Source organism: Amycolatopsis sp. NPDC114478 (assembly GCF_055633805.1).
Map to the genome: position 1 here is coordinate 539183 of NZ_JBVKDO010000002.1, position 17896 is coordinate 557078.

19 protein-coding genes are annotated in these 17896 nt (G+C 71.7%); 8 read left to right on the plus strand and 11 right to left on the minus strand.

What is annotated here, in order from left to right; all coding sequences use genetic code 11:
• Positions 1 to 75: 75 nt before the first annotated feature.
• From ACZ7OH_RS07170 to ACZ7OH_RS07180, 3 genes are all read right to left on the minus strand, one after another.
• Positions 76 to 726: a response regulator gene (locus ACZ7OH_RS07170; protein WP_400907153.1), complete on the minus strand. Its 651-nt coding sequence runs from the start codon at positions 724 to 726 to the stop codon at positions 76 to 78.
• A 4-nt stretch (positions 727 to 730) separates the two neighbouring features.
• Positions 731 to 1405, minus strand: coding sequence for a sensor histidine kinase (locus ACZ7OH_RS07175; RefSeq protein WP_470280021.1), 675 nt, complete (start codon positions 1403 to 1405; stop codon positions 731 to 733).
• A 343-nt stretch (positions 1406 to 1748) separates the two neighbouring features.
• On the minus strand, positions 1749 to 3137 hold the full coding sequence (locus tag ACZ7OH_RS07180; protein ID WP_470280022.1) for a KamA family radical SAM protein: 1389 nt from the start codon (positions 3135 to 3137) through the stop codon (positions 1749 to 1751).
• Between the two features lie 131 nt (positions 3138 to 3268).
• Here ACZ7OH_RS07180 and ACZ7OH_RS07185 point away from each other — a divergent pair, with 131 nt between their 5' ends.
• Genes ACZ7OH_RS07185 through ACZ7OH_RS07195 form a run of 3 tightly spaced genes read left to right on the plus strand, consistent with a single transcriptional unit; the run spans position 3269 to position 7279 of the window.
• The gene (locus ACZ7OH_RS07185) at positions 3269 to 4864 is read left to right on the plus strand and encodes an amidohydrolase (RefSeq protein ID WP_470280023.1); all 1596 of its coding nucleotides are present in this window, start codon (positions 3269 to 3271) and stop codon (positions 4862 to 4864) included.
• A gap of 10 nt (positions 4865 to 4874) precedes the next feature.
• Positions 4875 to 6485, plus strand: coding sequence for an apolipoprotein N-acyltransferase (gene lnt, locus ACZ7OH_RS07190; protein WP_470280024.1), 1611 nt, complete (start codon positions 4875 to 4877; stop codon positions 6483 to 6485).
• A 26-nt stretch (positions 6486 to 6511) separates the two neighbouring features.
• On the plus strand, positions 6512 to 7279 hold the full coding sequence (locus ACZ7OH_RS07195; RefSeq protein ID WP_470280025.1) for a polyprenol monophosphomannose synthase: 768 nt from the start codon (positions 6512 to 6514) through the stop codon (positions 7277 to 7279).
• Here the strand turns inward: ACZ7OH_RS07195 and ACZ7OH_RS07200 are convergent.
• Positions 7266 to 8012: a class I SAM-dependent methyltransferase gene (locus ACZ7OH_RS07200; RefSeq protein ID WP_470280026.1), complete on the minus strand. Its 747-nt coding sequence runs from the start codon at positions 8010 to 8012 to the stop codon at positions 7266 to 7268. The two genes, ACZ7OH_RS07195 and ACZ7OH_RS07200, sit on opposite strands and share 14 nt — an antisense overlap.
• A gap of 35 nt (positions 8013 to 8047) precedes the next feature.
• Between ACZ7OH_RS07200 and ACZ7OH_RS07205 the strand changes: the two genes are divergently transcribed.
• Positions 8048 to 8833: a PIG-L deacetylase family protein gene (locus tag ACZ7OH_RS07205; RefSeq protein ID WP_470280027.1), complete on the plus strand. Its 786-nt coding sequence runs from the start codon at positions 8048 to 8050 to the stop codon at positions 8831 to 8833.
• Here the strand turns inward: ACZ7OH_RS07205 and ACZ7OH_RS07210 are convergent.
• Positions 8775 to 9515, minus strand: coding sequence for a DeoR/GlpR family DNA-binding transcription regulator (locus ACZ7OH_RS07210; protein WP_470280028.1), 741 nt, complete (start codon positions 9513 to 9515; stop codon positions 8775 to 8777). The two genes, ACZ7OH_RS07205 and ACZ7OH_RS07210, sit on opposite strands and share 59 nt — an antisense overlap.
• 48 nt (positions 9516 to 9563) lie before the next feature.
• On the opposite strand from ACZ7OH_RS07210, the gene ACZ7OH_RS07215 reads away from it, so the two are divergent.
• Together ACZ7OH_RS07215 and ACZ7OH_RS07220 are read left to right on the plus strand one after the other, a co-directional pair.
• Entirely contained in the window at positions 9564 to 10172 is a 609-nt protein-coding gene (locus ACZ7OH_RS07215) for an NUDIX domain-containing protein (RefSeq protein ID WP_470280029.1), read from the plus strand.
• 56 nt (positions 10173 to 10228) lie between these two features.
• Positions 10229 to 10792 (plus strand): dihydrofolate reductase family protein, encoded by a 564-nt coding sequence (locus tag ACZ7OH_RS07220; protein WP_470280030.1) that lies wholly within the window; start codon positions 10229 to 10231, stop codon positions 10790 to 10792.
• Here ACZ7OH_RS07220 and ACZ7OH_RS07225 read toward each other — a convergent pair whose 3' ends face one another.
• From ACZ7OH_RS07225 to ACZ7OH_RS07240, 4 genes are all read right to left on the minus strand, one after another.
• The gene (locus tag ACZ7OH_RS07225; protein WP_470280031.1) at positions 10793 to 11731 is read right to left on the minus strand and encodes an RNA polymerase subunit sigma-70; all 939 of its coding nucleotides are present in this window, start codon (positions 11729 to 11731) and stop codon (positions 10793 to 10795) included.
• A 168-nt stretch (positions 11732 to 11899) separates the two neighbouring features.
• Positions 11900 to 12247 (minus strand): RNA polymerase-binding protein RbpA, encoded by a 348-nt coding sequence (locus ACZ7OH_RS07230; protein ID WP_003081521.1) that lies wholly within the window; start codon positions 12245 to 12247, stop codon positions 11900 to 11902.
• A gap of 224 nt (positions 12248 to 12471) precedes the next feature.
• A complete protein-coding gene (locus tag ACZ7OH_RS07235) occupies positions 12472 to 13236 on the minus strand; it encodes a thymidine kinase (RefSeq protein ID WP_470280032.1) in 765 nt (254 codons plus the stop codon).
• 102 nt (positions 13237 to 13338) lie between these two features.
• Positions 13339 to 14739, minus strand: a complete 1401-nt coding sequence (locus ACZ7OH_RS07240; RefSeq protein WP_470280033.1) for an MFS transporter — start codon at positions 14737 to 14739, stop codon at positions 13339 to 13341.
• A 245-nt stretch (positions 14740 to 14984) separates the two neighbouring features.
• Here ACZ7OH_RS07240 and ACZ7OH_RS07245 point away from each other — a divergent pair, with 245 nt between their 5' ends.
• Complete coding sequence (locus tag ACZ7OH_RS07245) at positions 14985 to 15653, plus strand: transglycosylase family protein (protein ID WP_470280034.1); 669 nt, start codon at positions 14985 to 14987, stop codon at positions 15651 to 15653.
• 4 nt (positions 15654 to 15657) lie between these two features.
• On the opposite strand, the gene ACZ7OH_RS07250 is transcribed toward ACZ7OH_RS07245, so the two are convergent.
• A complete protein-coding gene (locus ACZ7OH_RS07250) occupies positions 15658 to 16449 on the minus strand; it encodes a glycerophosphodiester phosphodiesterase (RefSeq protein ID WP_470280035.1) in 792 nt (263 codons plus the stop codon).
• A 66-nt stretch (positions 16450 to 16515) separates the two neighbouring features.
• Here ACZ7OH_RS07250 and ACZ7OH_RS07255 point away from each other — a divergent pair, with 66 nt between their 5' ends.
• Positions 16516 to 16887, plus strand: a complete 372-nt coding sequence (locus ACZ7OH_RS07255; protein WP_470280036.1) for a hypothetical protein — start codon at positions 16516 to 16518, stop codon at positions 16885 to 16887.
• A 6-nt stretch (positions 16888 to 16893) separates the two neighbouring features.
• On the opposite strand, the gene ACZ7OH_RS07260 is transcribed toward ACZ7OH_RS07255, so the two are convergent.
• Positions 16894 to 17874, minus strand: coding sequence for a tyrosine-type recombinase/integrase (locus tag ACZ7OH_RS07260; RefSeq protein WP_400907114.1), 981 nt, complete (start codon positions 17872 to 17874; stop codon positions 16894 to 16896).
• Positions 17875 to 17896: the final 22 nt, after the last annotated feature.

Consider the following 17896-nt stretch of genomic DNA (forward strand, 5'->3'; position numbering starts at 1 on the left):
GATGTCGGTTCCCAGGATCGGGGGTGCGGGGTCCCGCCGAACAGGGAGGAGGAGTCCCGACCTGTCCCGCTTTCCTTACTCCGATCGGGCAATGCCTGCTTCTCTGGCCTTGGCGATGGCCTGGGCGCGGTCGGTGACCCGGAGCTTGCGGAAGATGTGGGAGACGTGGTTGCGCACGGTTTTCTGGCTCAGCACCAGCTGGTCGGCGATCGAGGCGTTGCCCATGCCGCGCGCGATGAGCAGCATGATTTCCTTTTCGCGCGCGGTGAGCCGCGGGAACGACTCGTCGCGCGGGGTCGCGGTGCCCAGCAGGGACAGCACCCGGGTGGCGATCGCCGGGCTGAAGATGGCTTCCCCGTCGCCGATCACCCGGACGGCGCGGATGATCTGCTCGTTGCGGGCGCCCTTGAGCAGGTAGCCGCGGGCGCCCGCGCGCATGGCGGCGAACACCGCGGCTTCGTTTTCGAACATGGTCAGCATGAGCACGCCGGTGTGCGGCGCGGCGGCCACGATCCGCCGGGTCGCTTCGACGCCGTCGAGGTCCGGCAGGTTCAGGTCCATCAGGACGACGTCGGGTTCCAGCCGGTGCGCCAGCGCGACGGCGGTGTGGCCGTCGGCGGCTTCCCCGGCGACCTCCATGCCGTCGGTGCCGTCGAGCAGCGCGTGCAGCGCCGCCCGGAAGACGGGGTGGTCGTCGACGACGAGGACGCGCAGGGTGCCGAACACGGCGTCACGCCTTGGCGAGCGGGAGCCAGGCGGCGATCCGCGTGCCGCCCGAGGGAACCGGCTCGACCCGGCAGCCGCCGCCGAGGTCGCCGGCGCGTTCCCGCATCGACCGCAGCCCGGTCCCGCCGACCGTGGGCAGCGCCTCGCCGTCGGTGCCGACCCCGTCGTCGACGATCTCCACGTGCAGGTCGCCGTCGCGCGGCCACAGGTGGACGGTGCACTGGCGGGCACCGGAGTGGCGGGCGACGTTCACCAGGGCCTCCCGGATGATCCGGTACGCGGTGACTTCGACTTCCGCCGGCAGCGGCGGCAGTTCGGCGTGGACCTCGAGGTCGACGCGCAGCGGGCCGTGTTCGGCGGGCACCCGGTCGGTGAGCGCTTCGGCGTACCGGCGCACGGCCAGGACGAGCCCGGCGTCGTCGAGCGCCGGCGGCCGCGCGTCGGCGACGATGCGGCGCAGGTCGGTGATGGCGCGGTAGAGCTCGTCTTCGAGCCGCGCCAGCAGATCCCCGGCGGCCACGCGGTCCCGGGCGAGCAGGTCCCGGGCGGCACGCAGCCCGAGCACGGCGACGGCGAGCGTCGGCCCGAGGCCGTCGTGCAGATCGGTGAGCACCCGTTTGAGCCGGTCTTCATACCCGGCAGGAGCAACGAAGTCGGCGACGACGAACGTCCGGCGCATTTCCACCCCCGTCCGGCGGAACGGACCGAGCTCCCGGGCGCAAGGCGGAGAGCCGGCTCGTGCGGGCGGCCCAACCGGCGTTGCGCTGTTTCGCGTAGCAGGGTGGTTACCCGTTGTACTAGTCGTCGCATCCGGTTCCGGCGTTTCACCCCAGACGCCCGGCCAAGGTCACGGAACTGTTTCGATATGGGGGTGCGAGTAACGGGAGCGGCCGAGTGGCGCAGAAAACCGGGCGCGCGGAAATCGATTCATGAACTGCGCCGCGACCTGGTCGGAATCCGACGTAAAACGGTGCCGCCGGGTCCGATCGGCTCGGATCCGGCGGCACCGGTGGAGACTCGCCTCAGCTGCCTTGGCTGGCCCACCAGGTCTGGCCGGCCTCGGGCAGCGTCGAGATCGGGTCGTAGTACGGGTACCGGCGCTGCAACGCCTCCGGGTCCTCCAGCTCGATCCCGGTCCGGTAGTTCTTGGTCCAGTAGGAAATCCCCAGCTCCCGGTCGTACTCGGCCAGCTGGTGCACCCACCGCTTCCCGACGTAAGGCACGTCGCACACGATGCGCGGCGTCGCGTAGCCCGGCAGGTAGCCCATGATCGCGTGCTGCAGCTCCTGGGCCTCCCACACCGAAACCCGCCAGTGCTCCGCGTTCGGGATCATGTCGCACATGTAGAAGTAGTACGGCAGGATGTTCGCTTCCCCTTGCAGCGCAAAGCAAAGGTCCAGCAGCGCCGCCGGGGTCGCGTTCACCCCGCGCATCAGCACGCCCTGGTTGCGGACGTCGCGGACGCCGACGTTGAGCGCCGTCTGGGCGGCCTCGGCCACCAGTGGCGTCACCGACTGCGCGTGGTTGACGTGGGTGTGGATCGCCAGGTTGACGCCGCGGCGCTGGGCGGTCACGGCGACGCGCTCGAGGCCTTCGACGACCTTCGGCTGGAGCCAGTGCTGCGGCAGCGCCGCCAGGGCCTTGGTCGCCAGGCGGATGTCGCGGACGGTGTCGATGTCCATCAGCCGCATCAGGAACGACTCCAGCTGCGGCCACGGCACGTTGGCGACGTCGCCGCCGGAGACCACGACGTCGCGCACACCCGGGGTCTTCTTCAGGTACGCGATCATCGCGTCCTGGCGGTCGACCGGCTTGAGCGTCAGCTTGTGCTTCTCGACCGTCTCCGTGGAGTTGCCGACGAGGTCCATCCGGGTGCAGTGCCCGCAGTACTGCGGGCAAGTCGAGATCATCTCGGCCAGCACCTTGGTCGGGTAGCGGTGGGTCAGGCCCTCCACGACCCACATCTCGGCCTCGTGCAGGGAGTCCCGCTCGGAGTGGGGGTGGCTCGGCCAGGTGGCGTCACGATCACTGCGAACCGGGAGCATGTAGCGGCGGATCGGGTCGGCGTAGAACGCCTCGGTGACCTTCGCCGGGTCGGTGCCGGCCGTCGGCGCCATCGTGTTGAGCATCTGCGGCGGCAGCAGCATCGACATCGTCGCCAGCTCGCGCTGGTCGGCGAGCAGGTCGTCGTAGAAGCGCTCCTCCAGCAGGTCGCCCATCAGGGCGCGCAGCTGCTTGACGTTGCGGACGCAGTGCACGCGCTGCCACTGCGCGTCGCGCCACTCGGCCTCGGTCACGTCGTGCCAGCCGGGGAAGCGGCGCCAGTCGGGTTCCACCAGCTCGGCGCGGGCGTACTCGTAGGGCTGGTCAAAGGCGGCGGCAGGCGTCACAGGTTCCTGGATCGCAGTCACTTGTACTCCTAGTCGTCGGGAACACGTTAAAATATCCTGCCACAACGCTCTCACGACGTAAATCTTCCTGCTTGCTGGGGTGGGTTCCCCCAGGTGCAGTAGGCCCGCCCGACCGGGGCAGACTCAGGGGTGTGACGGACGAACACACGACGCTCCTGCTCGGCGGGCGCGTCTACACCCCCGCCGGCCCGGACGCCACGGCGATGGCGGTCACCGGCGGCACCGTGGTCTGGGTCGGCCAGGACGCCCCGGCCCGCGCCCTGCACCAGGACGCCGAGATCGTCGACCTCGACGGCGCCTTCGTCGCCCCGGCCTTCGTCGACGCGCACGTCCACGCCACCGCCACCGGCCTGCACCTGACCGGTCTCGACCTGACCGGCGTCCGCGGCGGCGCCGAGCTGCTGGGCCGCGTGCGCGACGCCGTCGTCCCCGGCCAGGTTCTGCTCGCCCACGGCTGGGACGAAAGCGCCTGGACCGACCCGCGGCTGCCCAGCCGCGCCGAGCTCGACGACGCCGCCGGCGGGACGCCCGTCTACCTCAGCCGCGTCGACGTCCACTCCGCGCTGGTCTCCACCGCCCTCGTCGAGCTGGCCCCGGCCGCCCGGGACGCCGACGGCTGGTCGCCCGACGGCCCGCTGACCCGCACCGCCCACCACGCCGTCCGCGCGGCCGTGCGCGCCGCGATCACCCCGGACCAGCGTGAACGCGCCCAGCGGGCGTTCCTCGCCGAAGCCGCGAAGCAGGGCATCGTCAGCGTCCACGAATGCGCCGGACCGGACATCTCCGGCCGCGACGACCTCGCCGCCCTGCTCGCCCTCGCCGGCCCCGGCACGCCCGAGGTCGTCGGCTACTGGGGCGAACTCGGCGCGGTGGACACCGCCAAGACGCTCGGCGCCCGCGGCCTGGCCGGCGACCTGTTCGTCGACGGCGCCCTCGGCTCCCACACCGCCGCCTTGAGCGCCCCCTACGCCGATCACGTGGGCGAAGGGACGCTCTACCTCGACGCGCACCGCATCGGCGAGCACCTGGCCGCCTGCACCGAAGCAGGGCTGCAGGCCGGGTTCCACGTCATCGGCGACGCCGCCGTCGCCGAGGTCGTCGAAGGCTTCCGGCTCGCCGAAAAGGAAGTCGGGCAGCGGGCCCTCGCCGCGCGCCACCACCGCCTCGAGCACCTGGAGATGGTCACCGCCGAGCAGGCCAAGCAGCTGGCGGGCTGGGGCGCCGTCGCCTCGATGCAGCCGCTGTTCGACGCCCTCTGGGGCGGCGAAGACGGCATGTACGCCGAACGGCTCGGCGCGGACCGCGCGGCCGGGCTCAACCCGTTCGCCACGCTCGCCGCGGAAGGCGTCCTGCTGGCCTTCGGCTCCGACGCGCCCGTCACGCCACTGGACCCGTGGGCGAGCGTCCGCGCCGCCGCCTACCACCGGACGTCGGGCGCCGGCCTGTCCCCGCGCGCGGCGTTCACCGCCCACACCCGGGCCGGGCACCGCGCGGCCGGGGTCAACGACGGCGTCACCGGCAGCCTCGTTCCCGGTGCCCCGGCGCACTACGCGATCTGGGACGCGACCGACCTCGTGGTCGCGACGCCGGACAGCCGCGTGCAGCGCTGGTCCACCGACCCACGCGCCGGCGTGCCGCCCCTGCCGCGCCTGGAACCGGACGCCGTCCTGCCGCGCTGCCTGCGCACGGTCCGCGCGGGTGCCGTCCTCCACGACGCGATCTCCTAGAGTTGGCACCGTGGCAGTCACCGTGGCCGACCCCGAACCGGGCGCCCCGCACCAACCTTCGCGAACCCGGCGGTTCCCGCGTGCCTGGCTGGTGCGCCTGGCCGCCGCGCTGGCGTCCGGCTTCGCCTACTACCTGAGCTTCGCGCCGCGCCCGCTGTGGTGGCTCGCGCCGCTGGCCTTCGCCGGGTTCGCGCTCGTGCTGCGCGGGCGCACCTTCCGCGGCGCGTTCGGCTACGGCTTCGCGTTCGGGTTCGTGTTCTTCCTGCCGCTGCTGACGTGGCTGCTGGACTTCCTGGGCCCCGACTTCGGGCCGTGGCCGTGGCTGGGCCTGTCGTTCGCGCTGGCGCTCTACTACGGCCTCGCCGGCGGTCTCATCACGTGGGTGTCCCGCCTGCCCCTCGCGCCGCTGTGGGCCGCGCTGGTGTTCATCGCGCTGGAGACCCCGCGCGCGTGGTTCCCCTTCGGCGGCTTCCCGTGGGGCCGGGTCGCCTTCAGCCAGCCCGAAGGCGCGTTCCTGCCCCTGGCCTCCATCGGCGGCGCACCCCTGGTCGGCCTCGCCGTCGTCCTCAGCGGCTTCTGCCTCGCCGCGCTCGCCGCACGGCTGTGGGAGACGCGCAAGCTCACCCGCCCGGCCGTCTTCGCCGCGGTGGGCACGCTGCTGCCCGTCGTGGCCGGCGCGGCGCTGTGGCCGGCCGTCGGCACCGGCGCGCAGGACGGCGAACTGACCGTCGCGACCGTGCAGGGCAACGCCCCGAACATCGGGCTGGCGCTGCAGGGCGAGCGCGTGGTGCTGCGCCGCAACACGATCGCCGAGAGCCGGCGGCTGCTCGACGCCGTCCGCGCCGGCCGGGTCCCGAAGCCGGACCTGCTGCTGTGGCCGGAGAGCGCGACGACCATCACCGGGCCCGACCCCCAGGTCGACCAGCTCGTGGCGAGCTTCGGCGTGCCCGCCCTGATCGGCGCGCTCTACGAGCTGCCCGACGGGCACCTGCAGAACTCCGTCATCGCCTGGGACCCGCGCACCGGGCCGGGACAGCGCTACGCGAAGCAGCAGCTGGTGCCCTTCGGCGAGTACGTACCCGCCCGCAAGGTCGCCGAGGTCGTCACGCCGTTCCTCGACCAGGAGACCGTCGACATGGTCCCCGGCGACGGCGCCAACCAGGCCATGGCCGTCGCGGGGACGAAGGTCGGCACGTTCGTCTGCTACGAGGTGGCGTTCGACTACCCGGGCCGCGACGCGGTCCGCGACGGCGCCGAGCTGCTCGTGGTGCCGACCAACAACGCCTGGTACGGCGAGAGCGAGATGAGCGTCCAGCAGCTGGCCATGTCGCGGCTGCGGGCGGTCGAACACGGCCGTGCGGTCGTGGTGTCCGCCGTCTCAGGAGTGAGCGCGATCGTGGCCCCGGACGGGACGGTTACCAGCTCAACGGGCCTTTTCACCGCGGATTCCCTGGTCGGGCGCGTCCCGCTGCGGACGCAGACTACGCTGTCGGATCGACTCGGTGCGTGGACGGAGTACGGGCTGCTGGCACTGGCGATCGCCGGGGTGGCCGGCGGGCTCGTGCTCCGTTTTCGCACCCGGCGCACCAGCGCCGGCACGGCAGGGGAAGCGGCGGACTGACCGCCGCGGATATCGGAGGAGCACGGATGTCGCAGGCGCCGCGGGGGGCCCGGGGAATCGAGCCGGTGCTGGTGGTGATCCCGACGTACAACGAGCGGGAGAACCTCGGCCCGATCCTGGATCGCCTGCACAAGGTACTCCCGGACGTGCACGTGCTCGTGGTGGACGACGGGAGCCCGGACGGCACCGGTGAGCTGGCCGACGAACGCGCGGCCGCCAACGACCACGTCCACGTGCTGCACCGCACGGAGAAGGCGGGCCTCGGCGCCGCCTACATCGCCGGGTTCCGCTGGGGCCTGGCGCGGGAGTACAACACGATCGTCGAGATGGACGCCGACGGCTCGCACGCGCCGGAGGACCTGCCGCGCCTGCTGGACGCCGTCGGCGACGCCGACCTGGCGATCGGGTCGCGGTACGTGCCGGGCGGCGCGGTGGTGAACTGGCCGCTGAAGCGCCAGGTCCTCTCGCGCGGCGCGAACATTTACTCGCAGGTCGCGCTGGGCATGCGCACCCGCGACATCACCGCGGGGTTCCGCGCCTACCGCCGTCCGGTGCTGGAGAAGCTGGCGCTGGACGAGGTCAACTCGCACGGCTACTGCTTCCAGATCGACCTGACCATCCGCACGGCCGACGCCGGGTTCGAGATCGTCGAGGTGCCGATCACCTTCACCGAGCGCGAGATCGGCGAGTCGAAGATGGACGGCTCGATCATCCGCGAGGCCTTCCTGCGGGTGGCCACGTGGGGCGCCGAGCGGCGCTGGCAGCAGCTGCGCCGCCTGGTCAAGCGCGGTTGAGCCGCGCGGTAACGATCCACGTCCGGGCGCCCAGCAGCACGCCGTCCGGGGTCTCGTGGGCGGCGAAGGCGGCTTTGAGCCGGCTCGCGGCCTGCTCGGTGGGCCGCAGCTCCTGGACGTCCTTGAGACCGAGCGCGAACTCGCACGCCGTCGCCGCGTCGCGCCCGTAGCAGACGGGCTCGCGCAGCTCGGTGAACTCGACGTCGCCGAACCCGGCCCCTTCCAGCAGCGCGCGGGTGCGGCCGGGGTCGCCGAGGGAGAAGTGCGGCCCGGCGGGTGGCGGGGTGGTGCCGGGCGCGACGGCGTCGTGCAGCACCGAGTACCACTCGTTGCGGTCCCGCTCCTGCCACACCAGCAGCACCAGGCGCCCGTCCGGGCGCAGGGCGCGGGCGAGGTTGGCGAACGCGGCGGGCGGGTCGGCGAAGAACATCGCGCCGAACCGGCTGAGCACGACGTCGAACGCGGCCGGCGGGAACTCGTGGGTCTGCACGTCGGCGACCTCGAAGCTCGCCCCGCCGAGTTCGCGGGCCTTGCCGATCGCCTGCTCGGAGACGTCGACGCCCAGCGCGGTCGCGCCCGCCCGCGCGGCTTCGCGCGTGGACTCGCCGGTGCCGCAGCCGACGTCGAGGACGTCCTCGCCCGGCTTGACCGCGGCGGCCGCGGCGAAGCGCTCGTTGTGCGGGCGCACCTCGGCGTCGAACAGCGCCGCGAACCGGACCCGGTGTTCACTCACGTCGTCTTCTCCCGTTCTCGGCCATCATGGGGCGGATGACGACCATCGTGGCCTTCCACGCGCACGCCGACGACCCCGTGCTGCTCAGCGGCGGCACCCTGGCCCGCGCGGCGGCCGACGGGCACCGGGTGGTGGTCGTCGTGGCCACCGACGGCATGGCCGCCGAACACCCGACCCCGCGCTGGGCCGAACTGGAGGCGAGCGCGGCCATCCTCGGCGTCCGGCGCGTCGTCCACCTCGGGTACGCCGACAGCGGGCACGGACCGGAGCTGTACGCGGACCCGCCCGGCCGGCAGCGCTTCGCCCGCGCCGACACCGAGGAAGCCGCGCACCGGCTCGCCGCGATCCTGCACGAGGAACGCGCCGACCTGCTGCTCGGCTACGACGCCAACGGCGGCTACGGGCACCGCGACCACGTCAAGGTGCACCAGGTCGCCCGGCGGGCGGCGCGGCTGACCGGGACGCGGCTGCTGGAGGCCACGCTGCCCCGCGACTTCGCGCAGCGGTTCGTCCGGGTCCTGCGGGCGCTGCGGATCCCGTTCGACTACGACGCCGAAGCGCTCAAGCGCGCCTACAGCCCGGCCGCGTCGGTCACGCACCGGTTCGACGTGCGGCGCTTCGCCGGGCGCAAGCAGGCCGCGCTGGCGGCGCACGTGTCCGACGTCCGCGGCAGCGGGCGGCTCGCGGCGGTGCTGCGCCTGCTGGTGTGGCTGCCGGCACCGCTGTTCGCGGTGGTGGCGGGCCGGGAGTGGTACGTCGAGGTCACGCCGGCAGGATCGGCACCCGCTCTGCAAGTTCCTGCACGTTCTCGGCGTCGGTGATCACGCCGGCGACGTCGGCGAGGGGCAGGACGGTGAAGCGTGAGGCGGCGCCGATCTTCTCGGCGCTGGCCAGCACGTAGGTGTCGGCCGCCCGCCGGGCGAGGGTGCGTTTCATGGCGGCTTCCTCGGCGTCGCCGGTGGTGAGGCCGGCGTCGGGGTGGACGCCGGTGACGCCGAGGAGGAAGACGTCGGCGCTGATCGCCTGGGCGGCCTCGGCCGCGGCGGCGCCGCAGGTGACCGCGGAGTGCCGGAACAGGCGGCCGCCGAGCAGGAAGACGTCGATGCCGGGGTGGTCGAGCAGGGCGACGGCGATGGTCGGGCTGTGCGTGACGACGGTGGCCTGGAGGTCCCTGGGCAGGGCTTTCGCGACGGCGAGGGTGGTGGTGCCGCCGTCGAGGATGACGGTCGAGCCGGGCCGGACCAGCGTGGCGGCGACGTGGGCGACCCGGTCCTTGCCGTCGACGGCGATGGCCGTCCGGCTCGCGTAGTCGGCGACGGCGGGGGAGACGGGCAGCGCCCCGCCGTAGACGCGCTGGCAGAGCCCGGCGGCGGCGAGGTCGCGCAGGTCCCGGCGGATGCTGTCTTCCGAGACGCCCAGCTCGGCCGCGACGTCCTTGGCCAGCACCTTGCCCTCGGTCGCGAGCCGGGCGAGCAGCAGGTCACGGCGTTCCCCGACCAACATGCACGATCCTCCTTGTTTCTGCCGAGTCCTGCACATTATGGTCGCGGTATGACCTCTTCGACAAGCCTGTCCCGCAATCCGCGTGTCCGGGTGCGAGACGTGGAACTGCTGTCGTCGGCCTGGTACGTCCTGCGCCGCACGACGTTCGACTACCAGCACCGCGACGGCCGCTGGACGACCGAGCAGCGCGAGACCTACGACCGCGGCAACGGGGCGACGGTCCTGCTGTACGACACCGCGGGCGGCACGGTCCTGCTGACGCGCCAGTTCCGCTACCCGGTGTACGTCAACGACCACCCGGACGGCATGTTCCTGGAGACGGCGGCGGGCCTGCTGGACACCGACGACCCGGAGACGGCGATCCGCCGGGAGGCGCAAGAGGAGACGGGTGTGCGGATCGGCGCGCTGGAGCACGTGTTCGACGTGTACACGAGCCCGGGTTCGGTGACCGAGCGCCTCCACTGCTACGCGGCGCCCTACGACCCGGCGGACCGAGGGGAGGGCGGCGGGCTCGCGGAGGAGGGGGAGGACATCGAGGTGCTGGAGCTGCGCTTCGAGGACGCGCTGAAGATGATCGAGACGGGCGAGATCGCCGACGCCAAGACCATCATGCTCCTGCAGTGGGCAGCCCTGCGAGGTCCGTTCCGCACCGATTAGGTTTCCGCGCCGCGCCCGTCTGTACGGGGGAGACCGACCCACGGAAGGCTGGCACGATGCGGAAACTGACCTTCGGCATGAACCTCACCCTGGACGGCTACATCGCCGCGGCCGGCGACGACATCGGCTGGAGCAACGGGCGCAGCGACGAGCTGTTCGAGTGGTGGCTCGACCGGGAGCGGGCGATCACCCTGTCGCTGTACGGGCGGAAGCTGTGGGAGACGATGAGCTCCTCCTGGCCGACCGGCGACCAGCAGCCGGACGCGACGCCGGCGCAGATCGATTTCGCGCGGAACTGGCGCGACACGCCGAAGGTCGTGTTCTCCTCGACGGTCGACAAGGTCGACTGGAACACCCGCCTGGTCACCGGCGACGCGGTCGCCGAGATCACCCGGCTCAAAGCCGAAGACGACGGCCCGATGAGCATCGGCGGCGCGACGCTCGCCGCGGCCGCCGTGCGAGCCGGACTGGTCGACGAGTACCTACTGGTCACCCACCCGGTCCTGGTGGGCGACGGCACGCCGTTCTTCACGGCGCTGGACAGCTGGGTGAACCTGAACCTGGTCGAGACGCGGACATTCCCCGGCGGCGCGGTGCTGACCCGGTACGAGACGAGGTGATCACAGCGTCGGCGGCAGGCCCAGCCACGGTTTGCCGCTGACGTCGAACCCGGTGAGCTCGGCGATCTTCCCGTCGACGACGTGCAGGAGCGCGACGGCGAACAGCCGGTGCTCCGGGGCGTCGGCGGTGCGGACGTACAGCGCGGCGGCAGGCATGCGGTTGACCGTCGTCGTGATCCCGCGCCAGTCGTCGTGGCCGGGCCGGAAGAGCCCGCCGGAGACCCAGCCGTCCACCGCTTCCTCGGCCGTAGTGGTCACGGTGCCCGGGTCGGGCATCATCGCGAAGCGCAGGTCGTCGCGCAGCAGGGCCGTCAGCGCGGCGAGGTCGTTGCGCTCATGGGCGTCGATGTAGGCCTTCACCACGCCGCGCTCGTCGGTCGACAGCTCGTGGGTGGCGGGGCTGCGCCAGTCCAGGCGGCGGTCCGGCAGCTGCTCGCGCATCGTCACGCGCGACCGCTGCAGAGCGCTGGTCACCGAGGCGACGGTCAGCTCGAGGGCGTCGGCGGCCTTCGACGCCGGCCAGCCGACGACGTCACGCAGGATGAACACCGCCCGCTGCCGCGGCGGCAGGTTCTGGACGGCGACGATGAACGCCAGCTCGATCGTCTCCCGCGCGACCACCGACTCCTGCGGGTCCTCGGGGAGCATCCCGTCGGGGAAGGGCTGCAGGTACGGCAGCTCGAGGTCCTCGCCAGGCAGCTCGGGTTTGCGCTTGTCCAGGAAGTCGAGGCAGGCGTTCGTCGCGATGCGGTACAGCCAGGTCCGCAGGGCGGCGTGGCCCCGGAACGACTCCCGCTTGTGCCACGCCCGCAGGAACGTCTCCTGCGTCAGGTCCTGGGCGTCCTCGAAGTTCGCGAGCATCCGGTAGCAGTGCACCTGCAGCTCACGCCGGTGCGGCTCGACGAGAAGCGCGAACCGGGCCGCGTCGGTCATGGTCATCGATCCTTCCACCGGTGCCAGGGGTCGGCAGTACTGACGACGCGGCGGCGGATTCCTGATCGGTGACGCCGCCCTCCGGGCAAGCGAAAGGCCCCCGCCGGGGGAGGTGGCGGGGGCCTTTCCGTTGTGGTGGGAGCGGTGGCTACGGGCCGACGCTGGATACGGGCGTTACGCGGACCGGGAGGTCCGCCGGCCCTTCAGCTCGGCGAGACGTTCGTTCAACAGGTCCTCGAGCTCGGGGATCGTGCGCCGCTCGAGCAGCATGTCCCAGTGGGTGCGCGGCGGCTTGACCTTCTTCTGCTCGGGCTGCCCGCCGTCCACGATCTCCGATTCGCTGCCGTGCAGCCGGCATTCCCAGACCGTCGGGATCTCGGCGTCGTCGGAGAACGGCACCTCGAACTCGTGGTTCTTCGGGCAGGCGTAGCGCACGGTGCGGCGTGGGGCGAGGTCGTGGTTGCGGTCGGTCTCGTAGCTGACCGCTCCCAGCCGGCTTCCACGAAGAACACGGTCGGCCATGATGGGTCCTTTCAGTCAGCTCCGGGTGGAGCCAGGGTGATGCTCACCCTATGCAACGACCTGGGGGCCCCGAGGATTCCCGGGACACCATGTCGTTGCTCACGATGAGCTGCGTCACCCAACGGCATCAGCTTCCTCTAGTAGGAGGCGTTTCGCGCTCCGGCGTGACGTCAATACGGCCTTCTTAGTGCTGATATCCCCCGGATGGGCTACTGACGCCCATGTCAGGTCAACCGTAACTGACCGTGACGACCAGTAACGGGCCCCAAGTCACCCGATCGGAAGTGGCGGCGACACAATACCTGATAACGCACAGTAGCGTTTTCGGCCTCAAAACCCGCCAAAGCTGAAGATTCAACTACGGATTGTTCGGTATCTGCCACCACAACGGTGTCGCCCTCGCGCACAACCTCGCCCTCGAGCACCCGCGCGTTGAACCGCCCCGGCAGCCCGCACCAGCACAACACCTCCACCTGAACCGGCTGCAGCTCGTCCGCCAGTTCGAACAGACGAGCGGCCCCCGGGAACAACCGGCTCCGGAAGTCCGTCGCGATCCCGAAGCAGTACACGTCGATCTCGACCTCGTCGGCCAGCTCCGCCAGCTGGTCGACCTGCCCGGGGGAGAGGAACTGCGCCTCGTCCACCACCACGTAGTCCACGTGCTGCCCGCGCGCCCACTCCTGCCGCACCAGGTCCCGCACGTCGGTGTCCTCGCCGACCTCCACCGCCTGCCGGCTCAACCCGATCCGGCTCGAGATCTGCGGCGCCCCCGACCGGTCGTGGCGCACCAGCACCAGCCCCCGCCTGCCCTGCCGCGCGTGGTTGTGGTCGATCTGCAGCGCCAGGGTCGACTTTCCGCAGTCCATCGGCCCGTAGCAGAACTTCAGCCTGCCCACCGGCGGCGTCCCGCGCCGCGAACCGGCCGCGGGAACCGACGAGAGGGCGTCGGTCGGATCGGGGCCGCCGGCCCGGTCGTTCAACAAGGTCACGACACCCGACCCTAGCGGTCCCTGGACACTCGTCCAGGACAGGCCGGTACAACACCCCCCGAAACTGTCACAGCACGCCGCGTGACAACCGCCGCGACCCCGTCACAGGACCTCCGGCGGGGTGTTGCCCGCCGCCACGATCGCCCGCCGCACCGGCACCAGCCACACCAGCACCAGCCCCGCCGCGAAGAAGATCACCAGCGCGACGATAGCCAGCCGGAACGACCCCGTCGCCTGCCCGACCCCGGCGAACACCAGCGGCCCGAGCCACGACGTCCCGCGCTCACCCACGACGTAGAGCGAGTAGTACTGCGCGTCCTTGCCCGCCGGGATCATCTGGCTGAACAACGACCGCGACAACGCGTTCGTGCCGCCCAGCACCAGCCCGATCCCCACCGCCACCGCCAGGAACTGCACCAGCTGCTTCGGCTGCACGAAGTACGCCCCGGCCAGCACCGCCACCCACACCACCAGGCTGCCCAGGATCGTCCGCTTCGCCCCGATCCGCCGCGCCACCAGCCCGTGCAGCGTCCCGCCCAGGTACGCCACGAACTGGATCACCAGGATCGTCACGATCAGCACGCTGTTGCCGAAGCCCAGCTCGTCCTTCCCGTACTGCGCCGACACCGTCACCACCGTGTTGATGCCGTCGGTGAAGACCAGGTAGCTGCCCAGGAAGGCCAGCGTCAACGGGAACGCCTTCGCCGACACGATCGTCTGCCGCAGCTCCGCGAACCCCGCCCGCAACACCGACTTCCCCGGCACCACGTCCACCGGCGTGTGCCGCCGGGGGAGCGCCCGCACCGCCGGGACCGTGAACGCCGCCCACCACAACCCCGAGGTCAGGAAGCAGATCTGCACCGCCATGCCCTCGCTCACCCCGAACGTGTCGTGCCCGAGGTAGAACCCCAGCTGCAACGCCAGCGCCAGCCCACCGCCCAGGTACCCGAACGCCCAGCCCTTCGCCGAGATGTCGTCCCGTTCGTCCGGCCCGCCGATGTCCACCAGGAACGAGTAGTAGACGACCAGCGAGCCGCCGTACCCGATGTTCGCGACGACGAACAGCGCCACCCCCAGCTGCCAGTCCGACCCCGCGAGGAAGAACATCGCCGCCGCCGCGGCCGCCCCCAGGAACGCGAACCCGCCCAGGATCCGCCGCTTGTTGTGGCTCCGGTCGGCCACCGCACCCGCGATCGGCAGCACCAGCACCTGCACCACCGTCGCCACCGACAGCAGGTACCCCCACACCGAACCGGCGGGGAAGTGCAGCCCGAACAACGACACGTCGCAGTTGTGCAGCGTGTCCGTCTTGCCCGCCGCGTCGACGCACGGACGGTCCCCATTAAGGGTGAAGTTCGTCTTCGCGTCCGCCGCCGCGATCCCGCTCATCGAGAGCGCGCCGAACACCGTCGTCGACGACGAATAGAACGGCGAATTCGCCCAGTCGTAGAAATACCAGCCCCAGCGCTCGCGCTTGGTCGAGCGCGTCCCGGCCAGCGTCATCCACGGCTCCTCGAGGTCGAGAACTTCCAGGTCAGCGCGGAGACTACTGGTCGTTCGCAACGCGAAGGACCCCGCCCGCCCCAACCGTGTCAGCTTTGTCGCTTCGTCCCCATCCGCCACTTCCGGGGCAATCACATTCCACCCGGTCCGGCGTGTCGCGAACAGAAGTGAACGGTGTTTCGTGTGAGACTGAGGTGCTCAGTGTGTCCCTTGTGGTCAGTGGGACACGCTCCTACTGTGCACGCATGATCCAAAACCGGAGACGCACCGCCGCGAGAGTCCTGCTCCTCGCCTTCGCCGCCATGGGTCTGCAGCTCACCGTCCCCGCCGCCGCGTCCGCGGACCCCGCGTCGAACACCTGGGCCAAGCTCCGCATGTGCGAATCCAGCGGCCGCTACGCCACCAACACCGGCAACGGCTACTACGGCGCCTACCAGTTCGACCTGCCCACCTGGCGCAGCGTCGGCGGCGCCGGCCGCCCCGACCAGGCCGCCCCCGCCGAACAGGACTACCGCGCCCTCTACCTCTACCGCATGCGCGGCTGGCAGCCCTGGCAGTGCGCCGGCATGCTCAAGCTCGCCGGCGACGCCGACGCCCGCAGCAAACGCGTCCCCACCTACGCCGAATCCGCCTACATCGGCGGGGGAGGACTGCCCACCCCGCCCCCGGGACCCGGCGGTCCCAAGCCCGCCTGGCCCGGCGTCGTCTACCAGTACGGCGACTGTGCCGACCCGCTCAAAGCCTTCCAGCTGCGCATGAACGCCTACGGCTACGGCTTCACCGGCACCGGCTGCTACTACGAAAAGACCCGCACCGCCGTCCTCGACCTCCAACGCGCCAACGGCATCAAGGACAGCGGCCTGCTCGGCCCCAAGACCTGGGACGCCGCCTGGAACGGCAAAGCACCCCGCTGACCGCTCACGCCTCCTGCGACCGCTGCCACGCACCCCGCTCGATCAGCACCTCGCGCAGCAGGTCCGGCCGGTCCGTCACGATCCCGTGCACCCCGAGGTCCAGCAGCATCCGCATCTCCGCCGGATCGTCGATGGTCCACGTGTGCACCTCGATCCCCGAACGCCCCGCGATCGACACGAACGCCTTGTCCACCACTCGCAACGCACCCTGGCGCACCGGCACCTGCGCCATCGCCCCCAGCACCAGCCGCCCGAGGGGGAGCAGCGGCAGCCTGCCCCGCACCCACAACGCGAACGCCGACCGCGGCCCCATCGCCGTCACCAGCTTCGGCCCCGCCAGCTTCCGCAACCGCACCAGCCGCGCGTCCGAAAACGCCGCCGCCGCCACCCGATCGTGCGCCTGCGTCCGCTCCAGCACCTCCACGAACGGCTCCACCGCCCGATCGACCTTCACATCGACGTTGAACCGCGCGTTCGGCAGCTCCTCCAGCACGTCCTCCAACCGCGACAGCGGAGCCTTCCCCCCGACCTTGACGCCCTTCAGCTGCGCCCACGTCTGCGCCGCGATCGGCCCCGACCCGTCCGTCGTCCGGTCCAGATTCGGGTCGTGGTGCACGACCACCACCCCGTCCGCCGTCGCGTGCACGTCGGTCTCCAGGTACCGGTACCCCTCCTCGCACGCCCGCCGGAACGCCGGCAGCGAGTTCTCCAGCCCCTCGAGCTCGCCGAGGTGCCACCCCCGGTGGGCGAACGCACGGGGGATCGGATCGGCCAGGTACGGAAACGACGCCTGCATCCCCCAAGTGTGCCCTTCCGCCATGACCCCGGCATGAGCAACCGGTGGCCAGCTAGGGTCTCCCGGGTGAGGGAAGCCGCCGAACTGACACAGCTCGAAACCGCCCCCGCCCGCCGCGGCGCCCCGAAGCACTGCGGCTGGTGCGGCCGCCGCCTGCCCGAAGCCGGCAACGTCGGCCGGCGCCGCCGCTACTGCGGCCAATCCTGCCGCCAGCGCGCCTACGAACGCCGCACGGCGCTGCAGCGAAGCGGACTGCCCGAAGACGCCGTCGTCCTCTCCGACACCGAGATCGCCGCCCTCCAGGACCGGCTCTTCCAGCTCCGCTGCGCGGCCGAGGACATCGTCACCGCCGCCGACGACGGCGCCGACCCCCGGGAACTGCGCGGCCTCGCCGAAGAGATCGCCCGCGCCGCCAAGGACCTCGAACAGCTCCGCTGACCGGCCTCACCCCAGCCCATCCAAGGCCCGGTACGTCCGGTTGCTCGCCGCCGCCGCCCGCTGCTCCCGGCCCGTCGCCTCGATGTAGTTCTGGCTCGTCGCCAAGCTCGCGTGCCCCAGCAACGCCATGATCTCCGAAGCCGACGCACCGTCCTCCGCCAACCGCGTCGCGAACGTGTGCCGCAACGCGTGCAGATTCGCCCCCACCGGCACCCGATCGTGCAACCCCGCACCCCGGTAACACGACTTCACCAGGTACTCCAGCGCACCCCGCCCGATCGGCTCACCCGACCGATCCAGCAGCAACGGCGAACCAGGGGAGAACCGCACACTCGGGAACCGCGCCCGGCACGACTCCCGGTACCGCTCGATCAGCTCCGCCAGCACCGGCTGCACCGGGATCGACCGGTCCCGGCTGCCCTTCCCCGTCACGTGCAACCGCAGCTCACCCGCGCGCCCCACCAGCGACCGCGCCGTCAACGCCCGCATCTCCGCCGCCCGCAACCCCGCCACCAGCCCCAGCGCGATCACCAGCACGTCCCGCTCCGGCCACGGATCCCGCGCGCGCCGCGAACCCGCGGCCGCCGCCGACAGCAGCTGCTCCGGGGTTTCCTCACCCCGCAACGGCTTCGGCGTCAACGCCGGCGTCCGCGGCCGCGCCACGGCACCCATCGGGTTGCCCTCCAGGAGCCCGTCCGCCACGCAGAACGTCAGGAACTGGTTCCACGTCGACCACGCGCGCAGCACCGAGCTCTTCGCGTGCCCGTCAGCGAACACGCCGAACACCGCCCGCAGCGCCGGCCCGGTCAGGTCGGCGACGTCCAGGTCCTCGGCCGGGCGCCCGAGCTCGGAAACCAGGAGAGTGGTGATCCCCGCGAGGTCGCGGCGGTAGGCGTCGGTGGTGTGCGGAGAGTCCTTGCGGGGCCGGCGGGCCGCGAAGAAGGCTTGCTGGGCCTCGGAAACCTTCATGTGGATCTTGTACCGCAGACCACCGACAATTTCGGACGCC